Here is a 20970-nt window from a genome sequence, read left to right as displayed (position 1 = left end):
TCCTCGTCCTCTTCGCGCCGAACGTCGGCCGGTTCCGGCTCGAGTTCACGGCCGGCAAGCGGCAGTGGCGGGTCGGCGTCGTCGAGTTGGTCCGGTTCGGCGGGATCGAGCGTGGCGGTTGGTAGCGCGGGGGCAAGCGGCTCCTCATCTCCCTCCGCCGGTGGTGACCGAGCGTCGAGCAGCGCACGGAGGACGTCCGATCGCGCGAAAAAAACAACGAGGCGCGCTAGCCGGAAGCAACGGCAACGTGCCCACGCCAGCGCAAGCAGTGGTCCACAGCGCACGCGAACCGCGAGTACTGGTAGCGCACAGCTCGCCGACACCGAAACGCCCGCTCTCCCCTTCATCGTTGGCGGCGTTGTTGTCCTGGCCCTCGGCTACCTGATCTTCCGCGCCGTACGTGCGCGGCGCGCCACCTGAGCGCCGCACGTAGGTGGTCGTCGGAATCGACGGGCGTAGCCTGCGGCGCGGATCACCGGCTCGCGGGGTGGCGCGCTACCTCACGCACTTCCTCTCAGCACTCACGAGCGATCAGTGCTACGACGACCTTCGGTTGCGCCTTCTCACCTTCGGCGAGCCCGACCGAGTGCTTCCTAGGGGCGTAGAGGTCGTTGCGACACGGATCCCTTCGCGCGTGCTGTTCGGCGCCGCGACAGTCCTGCGCCGCCCTCGTCTTGACCGCGTCCTTGGACGTCCTGATGTTGTGTGGCTACCAGCCGTCGCGCCCGTGGCGCTCGATCCGCACGCCCGCCTCGTTCTCACTGTCCACGATCTGACCTTCGAAACGGAGCCGCGCGACTTCACGCGCTACGAGCGCTTCTGGCACCGCCTCGCCCAGCCCGCACGCCTGGCGCGCCGCGCCGCCTTCGTCGTCGTTCCTTCAGCGCACACAGCGCGGATGGTGGTCGAGCGCTGGCGTGTTCCGGCGCAACGCGTGCGCCTCGTGCGACCAGGACCAGGACGTTCATCTGGCTCGCCGTCACGATCCTCGGTGTCTGGCACCGCTCCGAGCCTGCCCGCCGGCCTGCGATCGCGCGGCTACGTCCTCGCGGTCGGCGCGCTCGAGCCGCGCAAGCGCCCCACACTGTTGCGGGACGCGTACCTGCTTGCTCGCCGGTGGGGCCTTGCAGCGCACCTTGTGTTTGCAGGCGACGGCCCCTTGCGAGACGCCCTCCACGGCGAGGGCGTCGTGGTTCTCGGTCGCGTCGACGACACGCTCCTCGACGTGCTCTACCAGCACGCGCTCTGCCTCGCTTGCCCCTCGCGCGAGGAGGGATTTGGTTTTCCGCCCCTAGAGGCGGCGACCCGCGGCACCCCTTCCGTAGTGAGCGACATCTCCGTGTTCCGGGAAACGCTCGGCGACGCCGCGATGCGCTTTCCGAGCGGCGACGTCGAAGCGCTGGCGGAGTGCCTGCTTGCGCTCGAACGCGACCGCGACCTGCGCGACCGACTCGCGGAGCAAGCGCAACAGGCTGCTGGACGCCTCTCGTGGCAGCGGGCGGCCAACGAACTTGCCGCCGTCTTTCGGGCTGCGGCCAAAGCGTGAGCGAGCGTTGTGACTGAGGGCAATGGGCACCCGTAGCTCGACAGAGAGCGTCGGCCGTGACGACAGCGCAGGCCGTCAAGTGCATAGCGATCGCCAAGCGGCGGGCTCTGCACAGCGCCACCACGGCAACGAACCGGATTTCGCGCTCGTCGTAGTCACCCACAACTCGGTGCGCGAGCTCGAGCGGCTGTTGCAGTCAGTAGCGCGCTTTCTCGATCCCCAGCCGCCGATCGTGGTCGTCGACACAGGCTCTCACGATGGCAGCGCTGCGACTGCCCGCGCACATGGCTGCACGGTGCTCGAGCTGCCGGCTAGCGCCGGTTTCGGCGCCGCTTGTAATGCCGGTATCGCGCAGGTCGACACCGCCGTCACCGTGCTCCTAAACCCCGACTGCGAACTGCGCGATGCAAGCCTCGTCGAGCTCGTGCGCTTCGCCCACGAACACCGCTCTTTGGCGGTCCCGCGGCTCGTGCACGGCGACGGCAGCGTGCAAGATTCAGCTCATCCGCGACCCGCGACGCTGGCGGCCGTTTTGGGGGCGATCGCTCCGCGACCGCTGTTGCCGCGCCTCTTGCGCTTGCGCATCGAGCCCTATCGCACCAACGAGCCTCGCACCGTGGGGTGGGCGATCGCCGCCTGTCTTGCCGCCAGCACAGACTTGTTGCGCGAACTAGGTCCGTTCGTGGCCGACGACTTCCTCTTCTACGAAGACCTCGACCTCTGTTTACGCGCCCGCCAGAGGCGGATCGACATCTGGTATCTGCCCAGCGTGACACTCACACACGCCGGTGGAACGAGCGTCGACAGGGCCTTCGGCGGGCACGCGGCCGCCCTCAAGGCGGTGCGCCGCCGCGAGGTCGTGCGCCGCCGGCTCGGTCTCGCCGCTCTCCTGCTCGACGACTTGTGTGAGCTAGCCACGTACGCCCTGCGCCTCAGCGCGCGCGCGTTGGCACGCCGAGCGACCGAGCGCGATCGCAGGAACCTGCGGGCACACTGCGAGGCGATCCGAAGAGCGCTGTCACCGCAGTCGCTACCAGACGGCGGCCGCGGCAGCGAGCGGGCAGGAGTAGACCGCCGGTAGACGGGCGCAAGGTGTTCGCAGCCACACAGAAACACAAGTCGAAACGAGCGACCGACCCCCGCCCCGACACGCGAACGGGCCGCCAGGTGGTTATTAACGCTCGCGCAGCGGCCCGCCTGCACGTCGGTGGTGTCGAGCGGGTCGCCTCGGAAATGGCCAAACGCCTACCAGCACTACGACCCGATCGCTACCGCGTCGTGCAGCCTCCGCCGGAGTGGGCGCACCGCCGAGGCCACTTGTGGGAGCAGGCGTATCTGCCGCTCGTTTCCGGCCGCAACCTGATCTACTGCCCGGCCAATCTGGCGCCTCTCGCTTCACGCCGCAACGTTCTGGTCATCCACGACATCGCCCCGCTCCGCCACCCAGGGTGGTATTCGCCTGTCTACTCCGCCTACCAGCACGTGATGCTGCCGCTGCTCGCACGGAGGGCGTTGCAGATCATCACACCCTCGCAATTCTCGAAAGACGAAGTCGCTAGCGAGCTGTCAGTACCCCCCGAGCGCATCAGCGTCGTACCTAACGGTGTTGACGAACGCTTCGGCCCGCACGCGCGCAACCCCGCGATACGACAGCGCTTCGGACTCGACCGCCCCTACGTCCTCGTTGTCGGAACGCGCATCGCGCGCAAGAACCTCGGAATCCTCGACCTCGCGGCCGAGCAGCTGCGCAAGTTGGGAGTGGAACTCGTGTCGGCTGGCTCCGGACGCCACTACATGCGTATGGGAGAGATCCCCCCGATCCGCGCTCTCGGATATATCGACGACCGCGAACTGCCCGCGCTTTACGCCGAAGCAACGGCTTTCGTTCTGCCGTCGCTCTACGAGGGTTTTGGGATACCAGTTCTCGAAGCGATGGCCAGCGGCGTTCCGGTAGTGTGCTCGAACCTTGCAGCCCTTCCCGAGACCTGCGGGGACGCTGCCCTTCTGGTCGACCCGACCAGTGCCGACGAGCTAGCTGAAGCGCTCGTGCGCGTCGTCACCGATGACGAGCTACGCGCGCGGCTGGTTCGTCGCGGTCTCGAACGCGCACGGCAGTTCAGTTGGGATCGTGCCGCTCGGATGACCGACGAAGTACTTGATCGCTTGCTCGGCGAGCACGCGCGAGCGCTGTCTGGTCAGGTCACAGTGGGGCCGTTCCCGGCGCCCACCGCCACCACGAAAGCCGCCGCCTTGAAATCCGGACAGCCCCTGATCTCTGTAGTCGTAATCAGCTACAACCGCCGCGACCTACTCGAGAAGTGTCTCGACTCGCTCACCTTGGCTGCGCGCAACGTGCCCGGAGAGGTCGAGTTCATCGTTGTCGACAATGGCTCCGAAGACGGGTCAGCGGAAGCGGTGGCCGAGCGCTATCCACACGCTCAGCTGATCAGGCTCGAACGCAACGAGGGTTTCGCCGGCGGCATGGCGGTCGCGGTCCAGGCGGCCCGAGGCGAGTGGATCGCTGTGTTTAACAACGACACCACCGTTGCCTCCAACGCCCTACGGCTGATGCTCGAAGCGGGGGAGCGCGACCCGCGCATAGGTTCGGTAGCACCACAGATGCGCTTCGCCGACAGGCCGCGCATTGTGAACTCGGCAGGGATGGAGATGGACCGTCTCGGTATCGCCGAAGACAGGCTCGTCGGCGCCTCGATCGACGATCCGCTCGTCAACACAAGCGCGGAGGTGTTCGGCGCCACTGGCGGCGCTGCGCTTTACCGGCGGAGGATGATCGAAGAGGTAGGCGGCTTCGATGCCACCTACTTCGCCTTTTTCGAGGACGCCGACCTCGCCTGGCGCGCCCGCGCCGGCGGTTGGCGGGCGGTCTACGAGCCCCGCGCAATCGTGCTGCACCACCACTCGGCAACGGCCCGCCACGGGTCGCCGCGCAAGCTCTACCTGGTCGGCCGCAATCGCGTACGCACGCTGGCCAAGAACGCCACTTGCGCCCAACTTCTCCGTAGCCTTCCCGGCATCCTCATCTACGACTGCGCCTATGTGACTTACGCAGCGATCGCACTGCGCACGCTAGCTCCCCTCAAGGGCCGCTTCGACGCTTTGCGCGAGTGGCGCACTTACCGGCGAGCAGGGGCTCCTTACCGCCGTCATGTGCCGTTGCGCGAGCCGCTCGGCGTCCGCCGCGCGCTCGAGCGTCACCACACCTGGCAGCGCGGTGCCGAACAGCCGGTGGTGCACCGTGGCTGAGAGTAGAGCGGCACCAGCAGCGGCAGCTTCCGCTCCGCAAGCAGCAGGCGAACCACAGCCTTTGCCGGTGCGCGCGGCGATCGTGCACGACTGGTTCCAAGGCTTCCACGGAGCCGAGCGCACGGTGTGGGAGCTGCTCCCGCTGTTTGCGCGACAACCCGACGTCTTCACGTTCCACGCAGCGCGCGAGCTCCTTCCCGCTCCGCTCGCAAGGGCGATCGTGCGCGAATCGCGCCTGGCGCGACTGCCGGGCGTGCGTCAGCGCGGTCACAACCCCGGCCGCTGGCGATGGCTGTTGCCTTACATGCCGATCTATTTCGAGCGGCTCGATCTCGCCAGCTACGACGTCGTCGTGAGCTCGTCGCACGCTTGTGCGGCCGGTGTGCGCACACCCGTGGAAACGCTTCACGTCTGTTACTGCCACACCCCGATGCGCTATGTCTGGATGCCAGACGCCGACAGCGAACGCGTTCGCGGACCGGCCGCACTGGCGCTGCGTGCTGCCGCGGGCTGGCTGCGCCGCTGGGATCTGCGTGCTTCGCGACGCCCAGATGTGTACGTGGCCAACTCGACAGCTGTTGCCGCCCGCATCCGCCGCTTTTATGGACGCGACGCGGTAGTGATCCCGCCGCCTGTAGCTGTCGACGAGTTCCATGTCCGCGCCGAGCGCGAGCGCGACCACTTCGTGTGGGTGCACCGACTGGTTCCCTACAAACGACCGCTCGAAGTGGCCGAAGCGTTCCGCGAGCTACCCGACCTGCGCCTGACGATGGTGGGCATTGGGCCGCTGGCTGGGGAGCTGCGACGCATGCTCCCCCCGAACGTCACCCTGCGCGGATGGATCGAGCGCGAGGAACTCGTCGAGCTGTTGGCAACCGCGGGCGGTTTCATCCACGTCGGCGAAGAAGACTTCGGCATGTCGATGGTTGAAGCGCTCGCGAGCGGCACACCGGTGGTGGCCCTGCGGCGCGGTGGCGCGCTTGACATCGTCCGCGACGGTGTCGATGGCGTGCTGATCAACCCGCCGGCGACGCCCGCGGCGATCCGCCGCGCTGTGCGGGAAGCAGCGAGCGCATCCTGGGACCCCAACGTGCTCCGCCGACGGGCGGAGGAGTTTTCCGCCGGTCGTTTCCGTGAGCGGATGGCCGCCCTGATCGCCACGAGGATCAGTAGCGGACCTGTTCGCTAGCGCCCTCCCGCAATGGTTAGCATCGCCGCGTGCCCCCCACGTCTCGCCCAAGCGCGCTAGCAGTCGTCGGTCTTGTGCTCGCGCTCGCCTCGTTAGGCCTGGTGGCAAGCGCGGGCCAGGACGAGCGTGGGCTTGCTCGCGAGCTCGTCGCTATCCGCGGTTGGCCGCTCGTACCCGTAACCAGTGAGCAGATTCGCTCCTACCCAGCGGGCAGCCCCGAGCAGGCGTTCGCCGAGTTCTGGCGCGACCTACAGCTCGGCGACGCTGCTGGCGCTTGGCGGCGCCTGGGTCGAACAGCCAAAACCCCGCTCGCTCGCAACGCGATCGTTGGGCTCGGTGGTAACGCCGCGAAGATCGGTTTGCCGCGGGATCTGCGCGCACGAGTGCGTGGTAACCGCGCCACGATCGATCTCGAGATCGTTGTTGCCCAGCCGATCCGTAAGGCGCGCTACCTCGGGCCTCGCCGCTGGGCGCCGCGTGTGCCTTTGATCGTCGAGCTGCGCAAGCGGCGGAGGCGGTGGCTGATCACGCGAGCACGCGGCTCGATACGAGCGAGCGAAGTACCAGCCAACGTCTTGCCATGACGACCGTCGACGCCCGACCGTCCGCTACAGCGCAAGTGCCGCAGCGAGTCGCACCCGGTCTGCGCAGCAAGAGCATCGCGCTGGCGGCCCTGGCAGCAGCTATCGGCGGTTTGTTCGCGTGGATCAGCGGCGCGCCGCCGGCATCCCAGCCGTGGTCCACTGCCAGCAACGCCTACGAGCGCCAAGCGCTCGTCTTTTGGCAGGCGCTTCGGCGACGCGATGTGGAAGGCGTGCGCAAGCTCCTTGTTCCATCGACGCGACGCTCGGTGCCTGCTTTGAACCTCGCCCTGGCGATGCAGGGGGAGTTCGGCGACTGGCTCGCCGCGACCAGCCCGACGGTCGTCGAGTCAGAGCCGATCGCCGGCGGGCGCCGGGTGGTGTTGCGACTCGAGACGCGACGGCGCGGACAGCCCGTATCCGAGCTTCGCCTTGGGCTGATCGGCCTACGCGTAATTCGTGGCGGCGACCGTCTCTATGTCGACGCGACGTCCTGGCTGCGCAAACACTCGGGGCTCGACCCGCTCGCGACAAGCGCGTCCGAAAGCGAGCGGCAAGGCGCCGCCCGCAGCGGAGTGCGAGGGGGGCAGCGGTGAAACTGATCGCCAGCGGGAAAAACACCGATGGCGTTCAGCGTGCTACTGCGGCACCCCGTTTGTTGCATCAGGGCACCGTCTACCTCGGCACGAGAGCTGCCAACGGAGCGCTCGCCCTGTTGCACGTGTGGGCGGTGACCCGCGCCCTCGGCGCTAGCGAAGCCGGCCACTTCTTTATGGTTTGGACGGCAGCGTGGCTGCTTAGCGTCGTCGTCCGTTTCGGTACGGATGGAGTCGCTGCGCGAGCGCTCGCCGAAGCTGATGTTGCAGGCGAGCGTCCACCTTCGCTTTTGCCCCTCCTGCTGGTTGGCGGAAGCTGCGGGCTCGTGTTGCTGCTGCCAACCGTCACGCTGCTCGGACTGCCTTTAACGCCCCCGGTCGTCGCCGCGACTGCAACGCTCACGGCGCTTTGGGCGACCACCGGGTTCACCGCGAGCGTGTTGAAGGCACGCGGTCGGGCAGACCTCTCGGGCGTGGTGCAGAACGTGCTCTGGCCAGCGGCGCCAACCGTCGTCGCCCTGATAGCTATCGCCACAGTCAGCTCTTGGACGGTGCTCGCCGTCGCCACAGCGGCTGCGGCCTTTGCCGCCCTTGTCGCTGCAATCTCGCTCGCGTGGCGCGCCCTAGGAAGCGAGCTGCTGCTAGCCCTTGTCGCCCGCGGCACACCGCGAACTCGGGTGCGCCGTGACGAGCTTGGCGCCGCCGTACTCACGACATTCGCCGAGGTCTTCGTCTGGCTGCCGGTGGTGATCGGCGCCGTCATCGGGTTGAGCAGCGCAGCGATGGCCGGCCTCTTCGCGGCTACGCGCGTCGCGGGAGTCTTCAGCTGGGGTTACCAGGCAGTCGTGGCGACCCTGGTCGCCGACCTCGCCCGCTCCGTAGCGCAGCGCAACAGCTCATTGGCGCGCCGGCTCCTCGCTCGGGGGTCACTCTTCGGCGTCGGCATCACCTTGCCACCTTGTCTCGTTGGCGCCCTCTTCGCCGAACGCTTGCTGTCGCTGTTCGATGCCGCCTACACCGAGTGGGGCACAACGCTCGCGCTGCTGATCGCCGCCCGCCTTCTCGATGCGGCGGCCGGGCCGCAAGGCGAGATCCTGCTGGTCGGCAGGCGCGCAAGCGTAGGTGCCACGTGTGTTGGGAGCGCTTGTCTCGCTGGCGTCGCGCTGGCGGCACTGCTCGAGCCAGCTTTCGGTCGCGACGCTGTCGGCGCGGGAGCACTCTGCACCTTCGTCCTCGCCAACGGCTCCCAGGCGGCGTACGTCTGGGGTTGGACACGGAGCTGGCGCGCACAGCCTGACGAGACCGCTGTGGTCGCAGTCGACACGCCCTCTTCATACGCACGATGTGCAGCGATTCGGTGAGCGCGGGACCAGGTGCACAACCGGCCGCGAGTGGCCAGCCAGACGTCTTGCGCGCGAGTTCCAGCACGGAGGCCGCGGGGACGCAAGAAAGTCGCCACGCGCTCGGTGGCTCCCAGTCGCTGCTGCTCGCTGTTGGCGCCTTCGCCGCCGGCTACCTGGCGATCGCGGCCTTGCGCCCGCCGAGTCGGGCTGGGGGTGTCGTTGCCGTGGGCGCGATGGCTGCCTTGCTCGCTGTTTGTCTGTTCGCGCTGGGGGCACTGCGGCTCGGACTGCGCGTCGTCGCGCTCTCGCCGCTCACCTTCGTTGCGCTGGCGCAGTTGTTCATCTTCGGAATCCGTCCAGCCGCGGTAGCGCTCTGGCCCGGGGACGGTGCGTTCCCACTGGTGTGGCTCGGTTTTCGCTTCGCCGACTTAGGTCGTGTCGCCGCTGCCGGAGCGCTCGGAATGTCGCTCTTGGGCCTTGCATTCGCCCTCGTGTGGGAAACACGGGCGCGCAAGCATGGTCTTCAGCGAACCCCGGGCCTCGCTGAGCAACCGGCGCTACCAACGAGCGAAGAGTTCGACGACCGCCGGTTGCGCTTCGTGCTCACACGGGCGGCCGCTGCCGGCACCGTGCTCTGGCTGATCCTTTTCTTCCGTAACGGCGGCATCGACGCGCTCTTGAACGATCCCAGCCGCCTGCACCTCAACCAGTTCGGGGGTGGACACTACGTGTTCGGCTACGCGCTCTGTCTGGCCGCTGCGCTGGTGGCACTCGTGGCGTTCTTGGAACGCCCGTCGCGCCAGCGGCTCCTTCTGCTCACCGGACTCGCTGCCGTTGCGCTGGCGGCGAGCGTCGCCCTGCAAACGCGCGGGCAGCTGCTCGCGACCGCCGCCGCCGGCCTCACCTTGCTGCTCGCCCTGCGTAGCCCGACGCGCCGCCAAGCGCTGGCGTTGGCAGCGCTAGCGACGATCCTGCTCGCCGCGTTCGCCTGGATGCGCACCGTGCGCGAGCTGTCGCATACAGTTCCGTTTGCGCAAGCGGCGCGGCTCGCCATAACCGACCGCCCGCTGCTGACGGCCACTCGCGACTTCGTCGAGTTCGACCACCTGGTCGCGCTGACCGCCGTGGTGCCGCGGGAGCACCCGCACCTTCACGGCCGCTCGCTCGCCGAGGCACCGCTCGCGTTCCTCCCTCGCCGCCTGTACCCCGACAAGCCGTTGCCGCTGGACTTCGAGCTCTCGACAGCGCTCCTCGGTGCCAGCGGCAAGGCGGGCACACCTTTCACGATCGTTGGTGAGATGTACTGGAACTTCGGCTGGATCGGGGGGCTCGTCGCCCTGGCAGCGTTTGGGGCCGTCGCCGGCGCGGGGTGGTGGCGGCTCGTGCGCTCGAGCGGACGCAAGCGGCTGCTCGTCGGCACGCTTGTTCTTGGTTACTCGTACCTTCTCTTGACACGCCCGCTGGGAGCGATGGCAATGACAGCAGCGATCGGACTCGTCGCGCTCCTTGTGGTCGTGTTGCTCGCCGAGCGACTTCCAGTTCCGAGCGGCGAGAAGATCGACCAGTAGTAGACGATCGAGAAGTAGGGCGGACGCGACACATCGGCGGATCCGTCGCGCCGCTGAGCGGGGACGCGAACCGCGGCGCACTAATCGGTCGGGAGGCCGAGCACAGGCTCGTCGGCCGCCGGCTCAAGAACTCCTGTCCGCTCTGTCACGAGCGGATCCGATGCAGCTGCGATCGACCGCCGCGAATCGCGCTGCGCCGCTGGGCGAGCGCTTCGCTCGCACGCACCCGCCAAGAGGGCGGACAACGCCTCCGCTTGTCGCTCGAGGCTGAACAGACGCCGCTGCCGCGAGCGCGCCCGCGCCGCAAGTTCGTAGCGCCGCCGCGGCGAGTCGATGAGCTCAGCCACCGCCTTAGCGAGTGCCCGAACGTTGCCGGGCGCAACGAGCACGCCAGCGCCCTCGCCGCCGAGCTGCTCGCGAATGCCGCCAACGTCGAAAGCGACGACCGGTACCCCCAACGCCATCGCCTCGAGCACAACCAGCGGGCAGGCGTCGACACGCGAGGGAACGACGAGCACGTCGAGGTCGGCCAGCTCGCGCAGCGACCACGAGTCGTCGGCGTCCGGCGGCGGCACGCGGCACTCCACCGCCCCAGCAGCAGCGCGCGCCAGGACGCGCAGACCCCACCGGTGCCAGCGGCCGCGCGGCGGGCGTCCCACGAGACGGGCCACGAACCGGCGCCGCAACCTGTTTCGCAGCTCATCGATCGTTGCCAGGTAAAGGTCGGTGCCCTTGATGGGGCACACGGTCCCGACGCAACCGACCACAGGTGGTCGCTCCGCCACAGCCGAGATCGCATGTGACTCCGGTGCGCGCACAGCGTCGACGTCGAGTGCACTCGCAGTAGTGTCGCGCTGGCTCGCCGCTGGCGATGTCGATGTTCCTACAGCGGATGCAGCGACTCCCGGATAGACGACACGGGCCGATATGCCCGCACGCGCCAACCGCGCAGCGACGGCGCGCGAGGGGGCGATGTGGAGGTCGGCGCGGCGCGCCAGTGCAAGGGCCACGTGCGCCTTGACGCCGCGCCCGACTAGCTCGTGGGCGTAGAGCGCGCGCAGTGCTCGAGTGCCCCGCGGAAGGTCGGCAAGCTCCGGTGTCACCAGCAAAGTGTTGAAGAGAACGACGTCGGGATCGTGCGTTTGCACCCAACGGTGCCACAATCGCCGGTAGCGGGGAACACCGCGGATGCGGGCTAGCGCTCCCGGCGCCGACAGCAGCGCGCGAAAGCTGAACGCGTACGGTCGCGCCACCCGCTTCACTCTCGCGCCTCGGGACTCGAGGGCGTCGGCAGTAGCTCCCTCCCCGGGAACCCAGGCAACGACGTCCCAACGCCGAACCAACCAAGGCAGCAAGCGCACCAGCGCGACGTTCGCTCCTCCTAGCTCGCCCTCGTGCAAGACGAGCGCAAGACGGGAGCGCACTGGCGGATGATCGGACAAGGGCTCCGCTCGGGATCGGGGCCAGGGTTGAGAGCGCGACTGCGCTACGACGAACTTAGCGCTACCCGCCTAGCAGCGCCACCACTCGGGGTGAACGCGCAGCCAGGCAAGCGCTGTTGAACAAACGTCCGTGTCGCCTGGCACGAGCCGCGTGTGTGCGTTAGTTTCAGAAACACCTCGCGGTGGAAACTGCCCCCACAGTTCCGCGTGCGGGGGCGACTGGCCGTGCCCCACAGTTACCGGTCGCTACCCGCCTGGATGCGCGCCAATCGCTGTCGGCGCGCAAGGACACGCTGCGGCGTGTCCTGCTCTTTGCTGCCGACTTGGCCGTCTTCCTCGTTGCGGTTGCGACAGCGACGCTGATCGAAGGTACGACGGACCCCCTGTGGTCGCTCGCCACTGCACCGCTCTGGGCGCTCGTGGCGAAGCTAGAGGGCCTCTACGACGGCGACCATCCGCGGATCTGGCATCGCACCAGCGACGAAGTGGCGCGCATCTTCCACTGGGTAACGGTCTCGGCGGCGGCGACGCTCTTTCTGTTGCGTGGCCTTCCCGAGCAGACGATCCGGGTCGAGAGCGCGCTCGCGTTGTACTTCGCGGCGCTGGGCGGTGCCTTCCCCGCCCGAACGGCAGCGCGCGCCCTGTGGAGGCATCTAGTGCGCGCCGAACGGACGCTCGTGATCGGCGACGGCCCACTCGCTAGCAGCGTCCGCCGCAAGCTGGCGCTGGAACCCCACCACAACGTGGATGTCGTAGCCCAGGTGCGGTCGGTGATCGGCGACGGAGAGCTCTGGGATCGCAACGGAACCAACGGCAGCGAGAGCCACGTCGCCGCCACCGAGATGTTCGCCCGCAGCGACACCGGGGCGCCTGCGATCGCCGAGGCGCGCGCAGTTGCCGGCAGCGAGAAGCGCGATGGCGCCGACAGCAAGCACGTGGTCGCGAGCGGATTGACCGTCGACGATCTCACCCACTTGGTGAATAAGTACGAGATCGAGCGGATCGTGATCGCCGCTCAGGAAATCGACGAAGGAACGCTCGCGCGTGTCGTTGCCACCTGCCGGCAGTCGGGATGCAAGCTCAGCGTGGTTCCGCCGATGCCGACAATGCTCGGCACAGCGGTCGAGCTCTCGCATGTCGCTGAGCTGCCGCTGATCGAGTACGCGACATGGCCGATCCCGCGGTCGACCTTGGTGCTCAAGCGACTCATCGACTTGACCGTGGGCGGCGCGTTGCTGTTGCTCGTCGCACCGCTGATGGCGGTTGTCGCCGTAGCCATCAAACTCGACTCGCCGGGGCCGGTGCTGTTCAGACAGCGCCGCGCGGGCAAGAACGGGCGGCCGTTCACGATGCTCAAGTTCCGCACCATGTGCGTCAACGCCGAAGAACGACTGCAGGAGCTGATCGACGTCGACGAACTAGACGAACCGGTGTTCAAGATCCGCAACGACCCGCGCGTAACGCGCGTCGGACGCTGGTTGCGGCGGCTCTCGATCGATGAGCTGCCGCAGTTGATCAACGTCGTGCGTGGCGACATGAGCCTGGTCGGTCCTCGCCCGGAGGAAACCTGGCTCGTCGACCGCTACAAGGAGTCGGAGCGCTTCCGGCTGCTGATGCGTCCGGGACTGACAGGGCCCATGCAGGTCCACGGGCGTGGCGATCTGACGTTCGCGGAACGCCTCGCAGTCGAGCGCGAATATGTCGAGAACTACACGCTCCGGAAGGACCTGCAGATCTTGCTACGGACGTTTTCCGCCATCGTCCGTGGCGCCGGCGCCTATTAGTTGCACCGCTCTCCAGAGCCCGTTGCCGTGTTAGGTTCGGGTACATGCCCCCAGCCCCGCGAGTTCAGACCGCACCCCTCAGTCTCGTACGCCAACCGCATCCCCGCGCTCCTCGCTACGCGCATTCCTCGCCGCAGACTGTTCGGTGGTCAACGACAGCGCGTGCGGAGCGCGGCCATCGGTGGCTGCTGCACCTTGCCGCCGTAGCGGCGACAGTGCTGGCTGTGTTTGCCAGCGCGCTGCCGGCGCACGCCGCCAAGCGAAAGGTGCCGTTCGGCTTTTTCGGCACCGTCGTCCCGCCCGAGATGTTCCCCGTGCGCGAGTCGACTCTAAACAAGCAGTTCGCACTTATGGCCTGGTCGGGGGTCGAGTCGGTACGCCTGACGTTCGACTGGGCCTCGCTCGAGCCGCAGCCAGGCGTGTACGTGCTGAACGACGTCGACAAACTCGTACGCAGCGCCAGCCGAGCGCGGGTGCAGATCATCCTCAACATCTCCGGCACTCCCTGCTGGGCGTCGAGCGCGCCGCTCGATCCCGAGTGCCGTCGCTTCCCGCCGGCTGACTCGCACATGCCGCGCTTCGCGGCCCTGATGGAGCTGCTCGTTCGCCGCTACGGCAGCAAGGGATCGTTCTGGAGCCAAAACCGCTCGGTGCCGCGCAACCCGATCGTCTACTGGCAGCTGTGGAACGAGCAAACAGCTCCTTGGCACTGGCGGGCAGCGCGTTGGGCCAGCGGCTACACACGGCTGCTCAAGCTGGCCTACCCGGCAATCAAGCGGGCCGACCGCCGAGCCAAAGTGGTCGCCGGCTCGCTGGTAGCCCACGGCCAGTCGTACAACCCGTGGACAGCGGCGCGCGACCTTTACCAGGCAGGCGCCCGCAAATACTTCGACGCCATCGCCGTTCATCCGTTTACCAACGATCCGAAGTCGGTGTCGCGCACGGCCTGGCAGACCACCGAAATCTTGCGTCGTGTCCGCTCGGTCATGAACGGGGCTGGCGACAAGCGGAAACCGCTGCTCGTAACCGAGATCACCTGGCCGGCAGGCAAGGGCAAGGTGCCGCGCCAAGCTCGCTTCTACATGGAAGTGACAGCGAAGGGACAAGCGCAAAGGATGCGCGCGGCCTTCTACCGCCTAGCAGCGTGGCGCAAGCGCCTGCGCCTAACTCACGTGCAGTGGTACACGTGGGGTACAGGTTACGACTCGGTCGGCCCCACAACGGTGATGCTGTTCCGCTACTCGGGTCTGACGAAGATGCGCGGCGAGTCGTTCAAGCCGCTGCCGATCCTCAAGACCTACGCGGCGATCGCAGCACACTTCCAAGGGTGTAAGAAGCGTTCTGACGCCCGCCGCTGCCGCTAAAGGGCAGATGGCGCTGGGCCGAGCGTCGACGCTGCACGCGCTCGAAAAAACGGCCAACAGGGGTGGAATCGCCCCTGCCGGTGCGTTACGAATGAGCTAGCCCCCTATGACCGATGCGATCGGCACCCGTGCCCCCACGGCAACGCCGACCGGAACGGAAGATGTAGCGCTTCCGAGCGGACGGCTTCGTGCGCCCGTCGAGCGGCGGGCTCTCGCTTTGCGCGCGTCGCTCTCCCTTGCCGACGCCCTGGCGGCGGCCAGTGCGCTTTCGATAACAGCGCTGCTCTTCGGGGACGGTGCGACCAGCGCGGTCGCGATCGTTCCGCTCGTCCTCCTATGCCTGAAGGCACTGGGGCTGTATAAGCGCGAGCCGCTCGTGGTCTCCCATCCAACGCTCGACGAAGTGCCGCAAGTAGTGGCTGCTGCGGCCGTGAGCGTTCTTGTCGTTTACGCGGCAGGGCTCGGTGCTTGGCACGGAAGCGAGCTCTTCATCCTCTGGGCAAACCTGGCACTGGCGATCGTCGTCGCGCGGTTCGTCACCCGTGCGGCGATGGGCCGTGCGCTCTCACCAGAGCGCGTGCTCTTGATCGGTACCGACTCCTTGTCTGCGGCTGTGCGCCGCAAGCTCGGTACGAGCAAGCGGGCGCGGCTCGTGCTGCTGGGACGGCTTGGACCTGCGACCGATGAGCGTGTGCTACACGACCGCTGGCTTGGCGAGGTGAGCGAGCTTGCGGACGTCGTCGCCGAATGGAATATCGAGCGAGTTCTGGTCGACGCGCGCTCGCTCGGTCTGTCGCGGACCGAAGAAGTGGTTCGCAACTGCCATGCGCTCGGAGTGCGCGTGGAGCTTTTCGCGCCTCTGGCCGCTGCAAGCGGCGTCGGGGCGGTTGCAGACGAACTCGACGGGATCGAACTCATCGCTCTGCGCGAGTTCGGGCCCGGACGCGGTGGCCTGCTCGCTAAACGGGCCCTCGACGTTACCGTCGCGGGTTTGTTGCTGCTCTTGCTGGCTCCTCTGATGCTGGTGATTGCCGTCGCGATCAAACTCACATCGCGCGGCCCGGTCTTCTTCCGTCAGATCCGCATCGGCCGGGAAGGGCGCCCATTTCAAATGCTCAAGTTCCGAACGATGGTCGAAGGCGCCGACCGTCTCAAGCCGCTCCTTCTGGACCTCAACCAGGCTGCCGAGCCACTCTTCAAGATCGCAAATGACCCCCGCACAACTAAGGTTGGGCGCTTTCTGCGCTGCTACTCGCTCGACGAGCTGCCACAGCTCTTGAACGTCTTGCGAGGCGAAATGAGCCTCGTCGGACCACGCCCCCTCGTCCCCGAAGAGGACCGGTTTTTCAAGGGGTGGCAACGCGCACGACACGTCGTGGCGCCAGGGATCACCGGTCCGTGGCAAATTCTCGGCTCGAGCAGGGTGCCGCTCGAGGAGATGGTGGCGATCGACTATCGCTACTGCGCGAGCTGGTCGCTCTGGCAAGACATCAAGATTCTCGCGCGCACCCTGCCGTACGTGCTGAGCCGGCAAAGCGGCGAGCATCACAGGCCCAGGCGCGGCTAGACCGCCACTGGCTAGCTCGGCACCGCTAGTCCGGCACTTCTAGTCGAGCACCGCTAGTCGCAAACCGCTCGTTCGACGCCACTCGCACCAAAAAAGACGGACGCCGGGAACCGCGGCGCGGCTAGATCACGTTCCCGCTCGCTCGACTCCCAGCGCGTCAGGATCCAGTCGATCGCGGTCGCGCTGCTCCCCGCGCACGCGCTTCAGCCGCCTAAGCGAACACACCGGGCCGCTTGCGCGGAGTGGTGACCTCGGGCGGCGCTGCCTGTGCCCGATCGCCTAGGCGTGATTCGACCAATCCCCGGAGGTGCCGCCGCGAGCGTGCTCGCGCAACGGCGCGCGTACCGCTTCCGACGGCACCGCCCGCTCCGCAGCCTCGGCGATAGCGATCGGCTGGACCGTGTAGCCGGAGGCGATCGAGCCGCAGTTGGCGACCGCGCCGATCGTTCGCACCCGGTGTGCCTCGAGCTGCCCCTTGAGGCGGGCAGCATCGGCGACTCTTGTCTCGCCGATCCGCGCCACGACCAGCACCCCGTCGAGCGCGCGCAGCAGCGCGAGCGCGTCGGGGAAGCGACCGAGCGGCGGCGTGTCGACCACCACGAGGTCGTGGCTGCCGCGCAGGACGTCGAGGATCGGCCCGGCCGCAGACCCTTGCAGCAAGCTCCACGGATCCGGTGGGTTGCCGCCGGCCACGAGCACGTGCAGCGAGCCCGCCTGCTCGGCCGAACCCACGTCGCTCGGCAGGGTGACGGCTTGCAGCACCTCGAGCGGCGATCGCTCACCGCGCAACACCTGCATCAGCCCGGGCACGCCGTGAAGACCGTGCCGGCGAGCGAGCACCGGGTGTCGCATGTCGCCCTCGACGAGGGCCACCCGCAAGCCGGACCGTGCGGCGGCGAGCGCCAGATTCCAGGCTACGGTGCTGCGACCCTCGCCGCGGGCTTGCGAGCAGACGGCGAGCGCGGCGATCGGACGACCATCGACGTAGCGCAGGTTCGCGTCGAGGACACGGAAAGCTTCGGCCACGGTGGGGGCGAGCAGTCCGAGCGGCCCGCCACGGTGCAGTTCGCGGGAAGCGGGCACCGTCGTCAGCACCGGCGTGCCGAGCACCGCCACGACGTCCTCGCTGCGACGCAAACGCCTATCGGTTTGCTCGCGCACGAGCGCGAGACCCGAGCCGAGGATCGCACCGAAGATCAGGCCGAGAACGACCGTTTGCAGCGGGTCACCCGCCTTCCCGCTGGGAACGAAGCCGCGCTGGATCAAGCGCGGCGTGGCGTTGTCGCCGGCGGCAAGGAACTCGAGCCGCTCGAGGTAGGTAGCTAGCCGCTGCGTCGTCGCCGCCGAACGGCGCCGTGACGCGTTACGCAACTCGGCCCGCACGAGCCGCGCCAGCCGTCGCGCCGCCCGGCGCTCGGCAGCACCGGCGAACCGTTGTGCGCTGCGCGCGTAAGCGTTGGCGAGCAGAGCGGCGCCCTCGGCGGTGTCCGCCCGCGCGGTGATCGTGATGACGTCGCTGTCGCGACCGCCGGTCACGCTGACGTCGCGAGCCACGCTCTCGGGCGTCGCGGTCACGCCGCGGCGACCGAGCTCTTCGGCCGCCGCCGCAGCGACGTCCCGCGAGCGCACAAGCTGCTCGAAGTCGCGCGCGAGCTTGTTGACGTCCGGCGCTGTCGGCAGCAAGCCGAACGCGTTCTGCTCGGGACCGATCGTCTGACGGAAGAGCAGCTTCGCCGTCGACTCGTAGTGGTCGCGCGCGGCGAGCGCGAAGATCGCCGCCGCGATCCCGACGACGAGCGCGACGACGAATACCAACGGCCAGCGCCGTCTCAACACCTCGAACCAGGAAGGACTGTCGATCTGTGCGTACACGGGGGGCTAGGGGTAGGTCGACTTGCGCTGGCCGGCGCCACCATGCCCGACCAGCTCCTCACAGCTTCGCCTTCAAGCTACCGCAGCGTCGCGCGCACGGCCAGTGGCAGGCGCCGGTGCGAGGAGACCGGGCGGCGTGCGCTCGCGTCTACGCCCGCCGGCACGCTGACCAGAGCGGCGCCGCAGAGCAGTCCGAGAACGACGCCGTGAGCGCCGTAGAAGGTGTCTTGCGCTGTCAGCTGGACGGCGTAGAAGGCGAGGAGGGCAAGGGCCCAGGTGCGGAGCTCACGCACGTCGCTGGCGCTCGCGTCCCGCCCGGTTCGCGTCGCGCGCGCACCGGCCACGATGGGCGTGGCGCGCGCTTCCGCCGGTGCCTCGACGGCGAGGCGCACAGCCGCGCCGACTGCGGCGAACAGAGCCATCGCCACGAGCAGGAAACCCGCCGGACCGAGCTGGTACAGAAGCGACAGATAGCCGTTGTCGGGCGCCCTCAGCGGCGTCTCGCCGCGAAGGCGGGAAGGTTCGCCAGCGCTACCGACGCCGTGCCCGAGGGGTCTCGTGAGTGACGCGGGGAGCTGCTCGGCGAGGAGCTGACGACGTTCGTTCACCGAACGATCGCTCGAGGCTTGCGCGATCGTCCGTGCGCGCTGCACAACTTCGCGCGCCGCCGGCGCTACCGGTGCGAGCACCGCCACCGTCGCGACCGCGATCACCAGGAACGCCGCCACCGCTGGCAGCACACGGCCGCGCGAGACGACGATGTATACGAGCGCCGCGGCCGCCAGCGCGATCCAGGCCGAGCGCACGTAGGTGAGCCCGAGCGCCAGGCCACACAAAAGCGCGAGAGGAATCGCCACCGCCGGCCGGCGCCGCAAAGCCAGCGCGGCGAGCAGGCCGGCAGCGAGCAGCGGCGCCAGCGTCCCCGGACTGTTCGCTGTCGAGAAAACTCGCAGCGCGCCCTGTCCCTCGACGATGACGCTCCAGAAATCGCTGACGTCGAGCCACTCCTGATCCCATGCGGGAAGACCAAACAGGCGCTGCCATAGCGCGTACAGCGCGAGCAGCGGCGCCAGCACGACGATCGCGCGGAAGAGCACCCGTGTGGCGCCGTCGCGGCCGAGCGTCCCGCCGATGACGATCGCCCCGGCTAGCCCGGCAACGTAAGCGCCGAAAGCGAACATCGCCGGCAGCGGTGCCGCGGCGAAACCGAGCGGCAGCCCGAAGGCGAAACCGGCCGCGACGGCGGCGGCCGCCAGAAGTGCGCTGCGCGGAACGCTGGCGCGTGCCAGCTCGACCAGCGCCGCGCCCGCGGTTGCCGCGAAGGGAAGGAGCGACAGCGGATCGTTGGCGACTTGCTCGGTTACGTAGCCGAGCACGCGACGCACACCCGGTACGACAAACCACAGCGCGAGCAGAACCGCCACCCCCCAGCGCCGGTCGCCGATGTACACCGCGAGCACGGCGACCAGCAGCGCCGCCGCCAGCCCCAACTGGGGAAGCAGGGGAACGCTGACGGCGAGCGCGACGGCGAGCGGCAGCACCACGAAGACGACGAACCGCCGCTCGGAGACGCTGCCGGCGAGCGCCGACCAGGAGTCGGTAAGAGCTGCACCGAACTCGTGGATCCGTCGCGACATCGCCCTCAGCTGGTCGCCGACGACGCTGAAGTTCACGTGCCCACCTCCCGCGCAGCGACCTCCCGAAGCAGGCGACCGATCGCGTCGGCGTAGCGCCGCCGGTCGAAGCGCTCGGCCGCCACCCGGGCGCGCTCACCGATGCGCAACCGGAGCTCGCGATCGCGGAGAAGGGTTTCGGCCGCAGCCACCCACGCGGTCGGATCGCGGGGCGGCAGGAGGACTCCGCTATCGCCGTCGGCGACGAGCTCGGGGCCGGCGCCTTCTCGCGACACGAGGGGCGGGGTTGCGCACGCCATGCTTTCCACCGTAACCAGACCGAACGGTTCGCACCAGGAGGGGACCAGAACGAGATCGGCGGCCGTCAGCCAGGCTGGCACATCGGCGCGTTCGCCGACAAAGCGCACGTGATCGGCGACACCGAGCGTGCACGCGAGCCGACGCAGTTCGCGGGCGAAGGAGCGGTTGTCGTAGCGAACGCTGGCACCCGAGAACGCAACGTCGCCCACTAGCGCCAGCGTCGCTGGCATGCCGCGTGCGCGCAGCCCGGCGAGCGTGCGAACAGCGATGTCCTGGCCTTTCCACGGAGTTATCTGCGCGACCTGGACCAGCAGCGGGGCGTCGGCAGTGAGCTCCAGTTCGCGTCGCACGCGCGCCGCCCCATCGGGATCGGGACGGAAGCGGCCGAGGTCGATGCCGTTGTGGATCGCCCCCAGTTGGGCTCGCGCGTGGCCGCCCGCAGCCTCCCTAAAGCGGGCGAGCGTGTCGTGCGAGACGCAGCTGACAGCATCGACCGCACCGGCTAGCAGCCGTGCGACGAGCCGTCCTGCGCCGCGTGCGGGAAGGTTGTCGTGCACCCGCACGACGAGCGGGACGCCTTGCAAGCGCCGCGCAAGTAGCGCCATGAGGCCGGCGCGTGGTGTGTTAGCGAAGACGACAGCGGGACGCACACGCCCGACCTGGCCAGCGATCGCTAGCTGCGCGCGCGCCAGAGACAGCAGCCCGAGCGGGGTGCGCGCCGGGTCGAAGCGCAGACTCGCCTCGAAGGGCACGATTGGCGCGACCTCTACGCCGCGCTCGCGCAGCGCACCAGCGAGCCGACCGGGTGGCACGGCGGCGAACAGCTCGCAGCGCTCGCCAAGACATTCGACGAGGTCGAGGAGAGCGCGCTCTGCACCGCTCGTACGCGCCGTGTGGTTGACAAGGAGAACTCGCACGGA

15 protein-coding genes are annotated in these 20970 nt (G+C 68.4%); 11 read left to right on the top strand and 4 right to left on the bottom strand.

The annotated features are described in order from the left end of the window. Nucleotides 1-433: 433 nt before the first annotated feature. From JDY09_RS02465 to JDY09_RS02430, 8 genes are all read left to right on the top strand, one after another. Nucleotides 434-1546: a glycosyltransferase family 4 protein gene (locus JDY09_RS02465; protein ID WP_342455266.1), complete on the top strand. Its 1113-nt coding sequence runs from the start codon at nucleotides 434-436 to the stop codon at nucleotides 1544-1546. A 79-nt stretch (nucleotides 1547-1625) separates the two neighbouring features. Then, entirely contained in the window at nucleotides 1626-2627 is a 1002-nt protein-coding gene (locus tag JDY09_RS02460) for a glycosyltransferase family 2 protein (RefSeq protein WP_274717421.1), read from the top strand. Nucleotides 2628-2638: 11 nt separating this feature from the next. Beyond that, a complete protein-coding gene (locus JDY09_RS02455; protein WP_274717420.1) occupies nucleotides 2639-4810 on the top strand; it encodes a glycosyltransferase in 2172 nt (723 codons plus the stop codon). A gap of 67 nt (nucleotides 4811-4877) precedes the next feature. Further along, nucleotides 4878-5999: a glycosyltransferase gene (locus JDY09_RS02450; RefSeq protein WP_274717419.1), complete on the top strand. Its 1122-nt coding sequence runs from the start codon at nucleotides 4878-4880 to the stop codon at nucleotides 5997-5999. Between the two features lie 29 nt (nucleotides 6000-6028). Next, complete coding sequence (locus JDY09_RS02445; protein WP_274717418.1) at nucleotides 6029-6583, top strand: hypothetical protein; 555 nt, start codon at nucleotides 6029-6031, stop codon at nucleotides 6581-6583. Beyond that, nucleotides 6580-7176 carry a hypothetical protein gene (locus JDY09_RS02440; protein WP_274717417.1) on the top strand — a complete coding sequence of 199 codons (597 nt, stop codon included), beginning with the start codon at nucleotides 6580-6582 and terminating at the stop codon, nucleotides 7174-7176. Before JDY09_RS02445 ends, JDY09_RS02440 begins: the two co-directional genes overlap by 4 nt. After that, complete coding sequence (locus JDY09_RS02435; RefSeq protein ID WP_274717416.1) at nucleotides 7173-8537, top strand: lipopolysaccharide biosynthesis protein; 1365 nt, start codon at nucleotides 7173-7175, stop codon at nucleotides 8535-8537. The genes JDY09_RS02440 and JDY09_RS02435 overlap by 4 nt, the downstream gene beginning before the upstream one ends. Then, nucleotides 8534-10087, top strand: a complete 1554-nt coding sequence (locus tag JDY09_RS02430; protein ID WP_274717415.1) for a hypothetical protein — start codon at nucleotides 8534-8536, stop codon at nucleotides 10085-10087. The genes JDY09_RS02435 and JDY09_RS02430 overlap by 4 nt, the downstream gene beginning before the upstream one ends. An 80-nt stretch (nucleotides 10088-10167) precedes the next feature. Here JDY09_RS02430 and JDY09_RS02425 read toward each other — a convergent pair whose 3' ends face one another. Next, the gene (locus tag JDY09_RS02425) at nucleotides 10168-11511 is read right to left on the bottom strand and encodes a glycosyltransferase family 4 protein (protein WP_274717414.1); all 1344 of its coding nucleotides are present in this window, start codon (nucleotides 11509-11511) and stop codon (nucleotides 10168-10170) included. Between the two features lie 341 nt (nucleotides 11512-11852). Between JDY09_RS02425 and JDY09_RS02420 the strand changes: the two genes are divergently transcribed. The 3 genes from JDY09_RS02420 (at nucleotide 11853) to JDY09_RS02410 (ending at nucleotide 16244) form a co-directional block, all read left to right on the top strand. Further along, nucleotides 11853-13313, top strand: coding sequence for a sugar transferase (locus tag JDY09_RS02420; RefSeq protein WP_274717413.1), 1461 nt, complete (start codon nucleotides 11853-11855; stop codon nucleotides 13311-13313). 224 nt (nucleotides 13314-13537) lie between these two features. Next, complete coding sequence (locus JDY09_RS02415) at nucleotides 13538-14677, top strand: beta-galactosidase (protein ID WP_274717412.1); 1140 nt, start codon at nucleotides 13538-13540, stop codon at nucleotides 14675-14677. Nucleotides 14678-14783: 106 nt separating this feature from the next. Continuing rightward, nucleotides 14784-16244 carry an exopolysaccharide biosynthesis polyprenyl glycosylphosphotransferase gene (locus JDY09_RS02410; RefSeq protein ID WP_274717411.1) on the top strand — a complete coding sequence of 487 codons (1461 nt, stop codon included), beginning with the start codon at nucleotides 14784-14786 and terminating at the stop codon, nucleotides 16242-16244. Between the two features lie 279 nt (nucleotides 16245-16523). On the opposite strand, the gene JDY09_RS02405 is transcribed toward JDY09_RS02410, so the two are convergent. The 3 genes from JDY09_RS02405 to JDY09_RS02395 form a co-directional block, all read right to left on the bottom strand. Next, the gene (locus JDY09_RS02405; RefSeq protein WP_274717410.1) at nucleotides 16524-18116 is read right to left on the bottom strand and encodes a polysaccharide biosynthesis tyrosine autokinase; all 1593 of its coding nucleotides are present in this window, start codon (nucleotides 18114-18116) and stop codon (nucleotides 16524-16526) included. Nucleotides 18117-18193: 77 nt separating this feature from the next. Then, the gene (locus JDY09_RS02400) at nucleotides 18194-19789 is read right to left on the bottom strand and encodes an O-antigen ligase family protein (protein WP_274717409.1); all 1596 of its coding nucleotides are present in this window, start codon (nucleotides 19787-19789) and stop codon (nucleotides 18194-18196) included. Next, nucleotides 19786-20967, bottom strand: a complete 1182-nt coding sequence (locus tag JDY09_RS02395) for a glycosyltransferase family 4 protein (RefSeq protein ID WP_274717408.1) — start codon at nucleotides 20965-20967, stop codon at nucleotides 19786-19788. The genes JDY09_RS02400 and JDY09_RS02395 overlap by 4 nt, the downstream gene beginning before the upstream one ends. Between the last annotated feature and the right edge of the window lie 3 nt (nucleotides 20968-20970).

Source organism: Thermoleophilum album, assembly GCF_028867705.1.
Classification (GTDB): domain Bacteria; phylum Actinomycetota; class Thermoleophilia; order Solirubrobacterales; family Thermoleophilaceae; genus Thermoleophilum.
The sequence above is the reverse complement of the archived record's forward strand: the minus strand, read 5'-3'. Positions and strand labels throughout refer to the sequence as shown.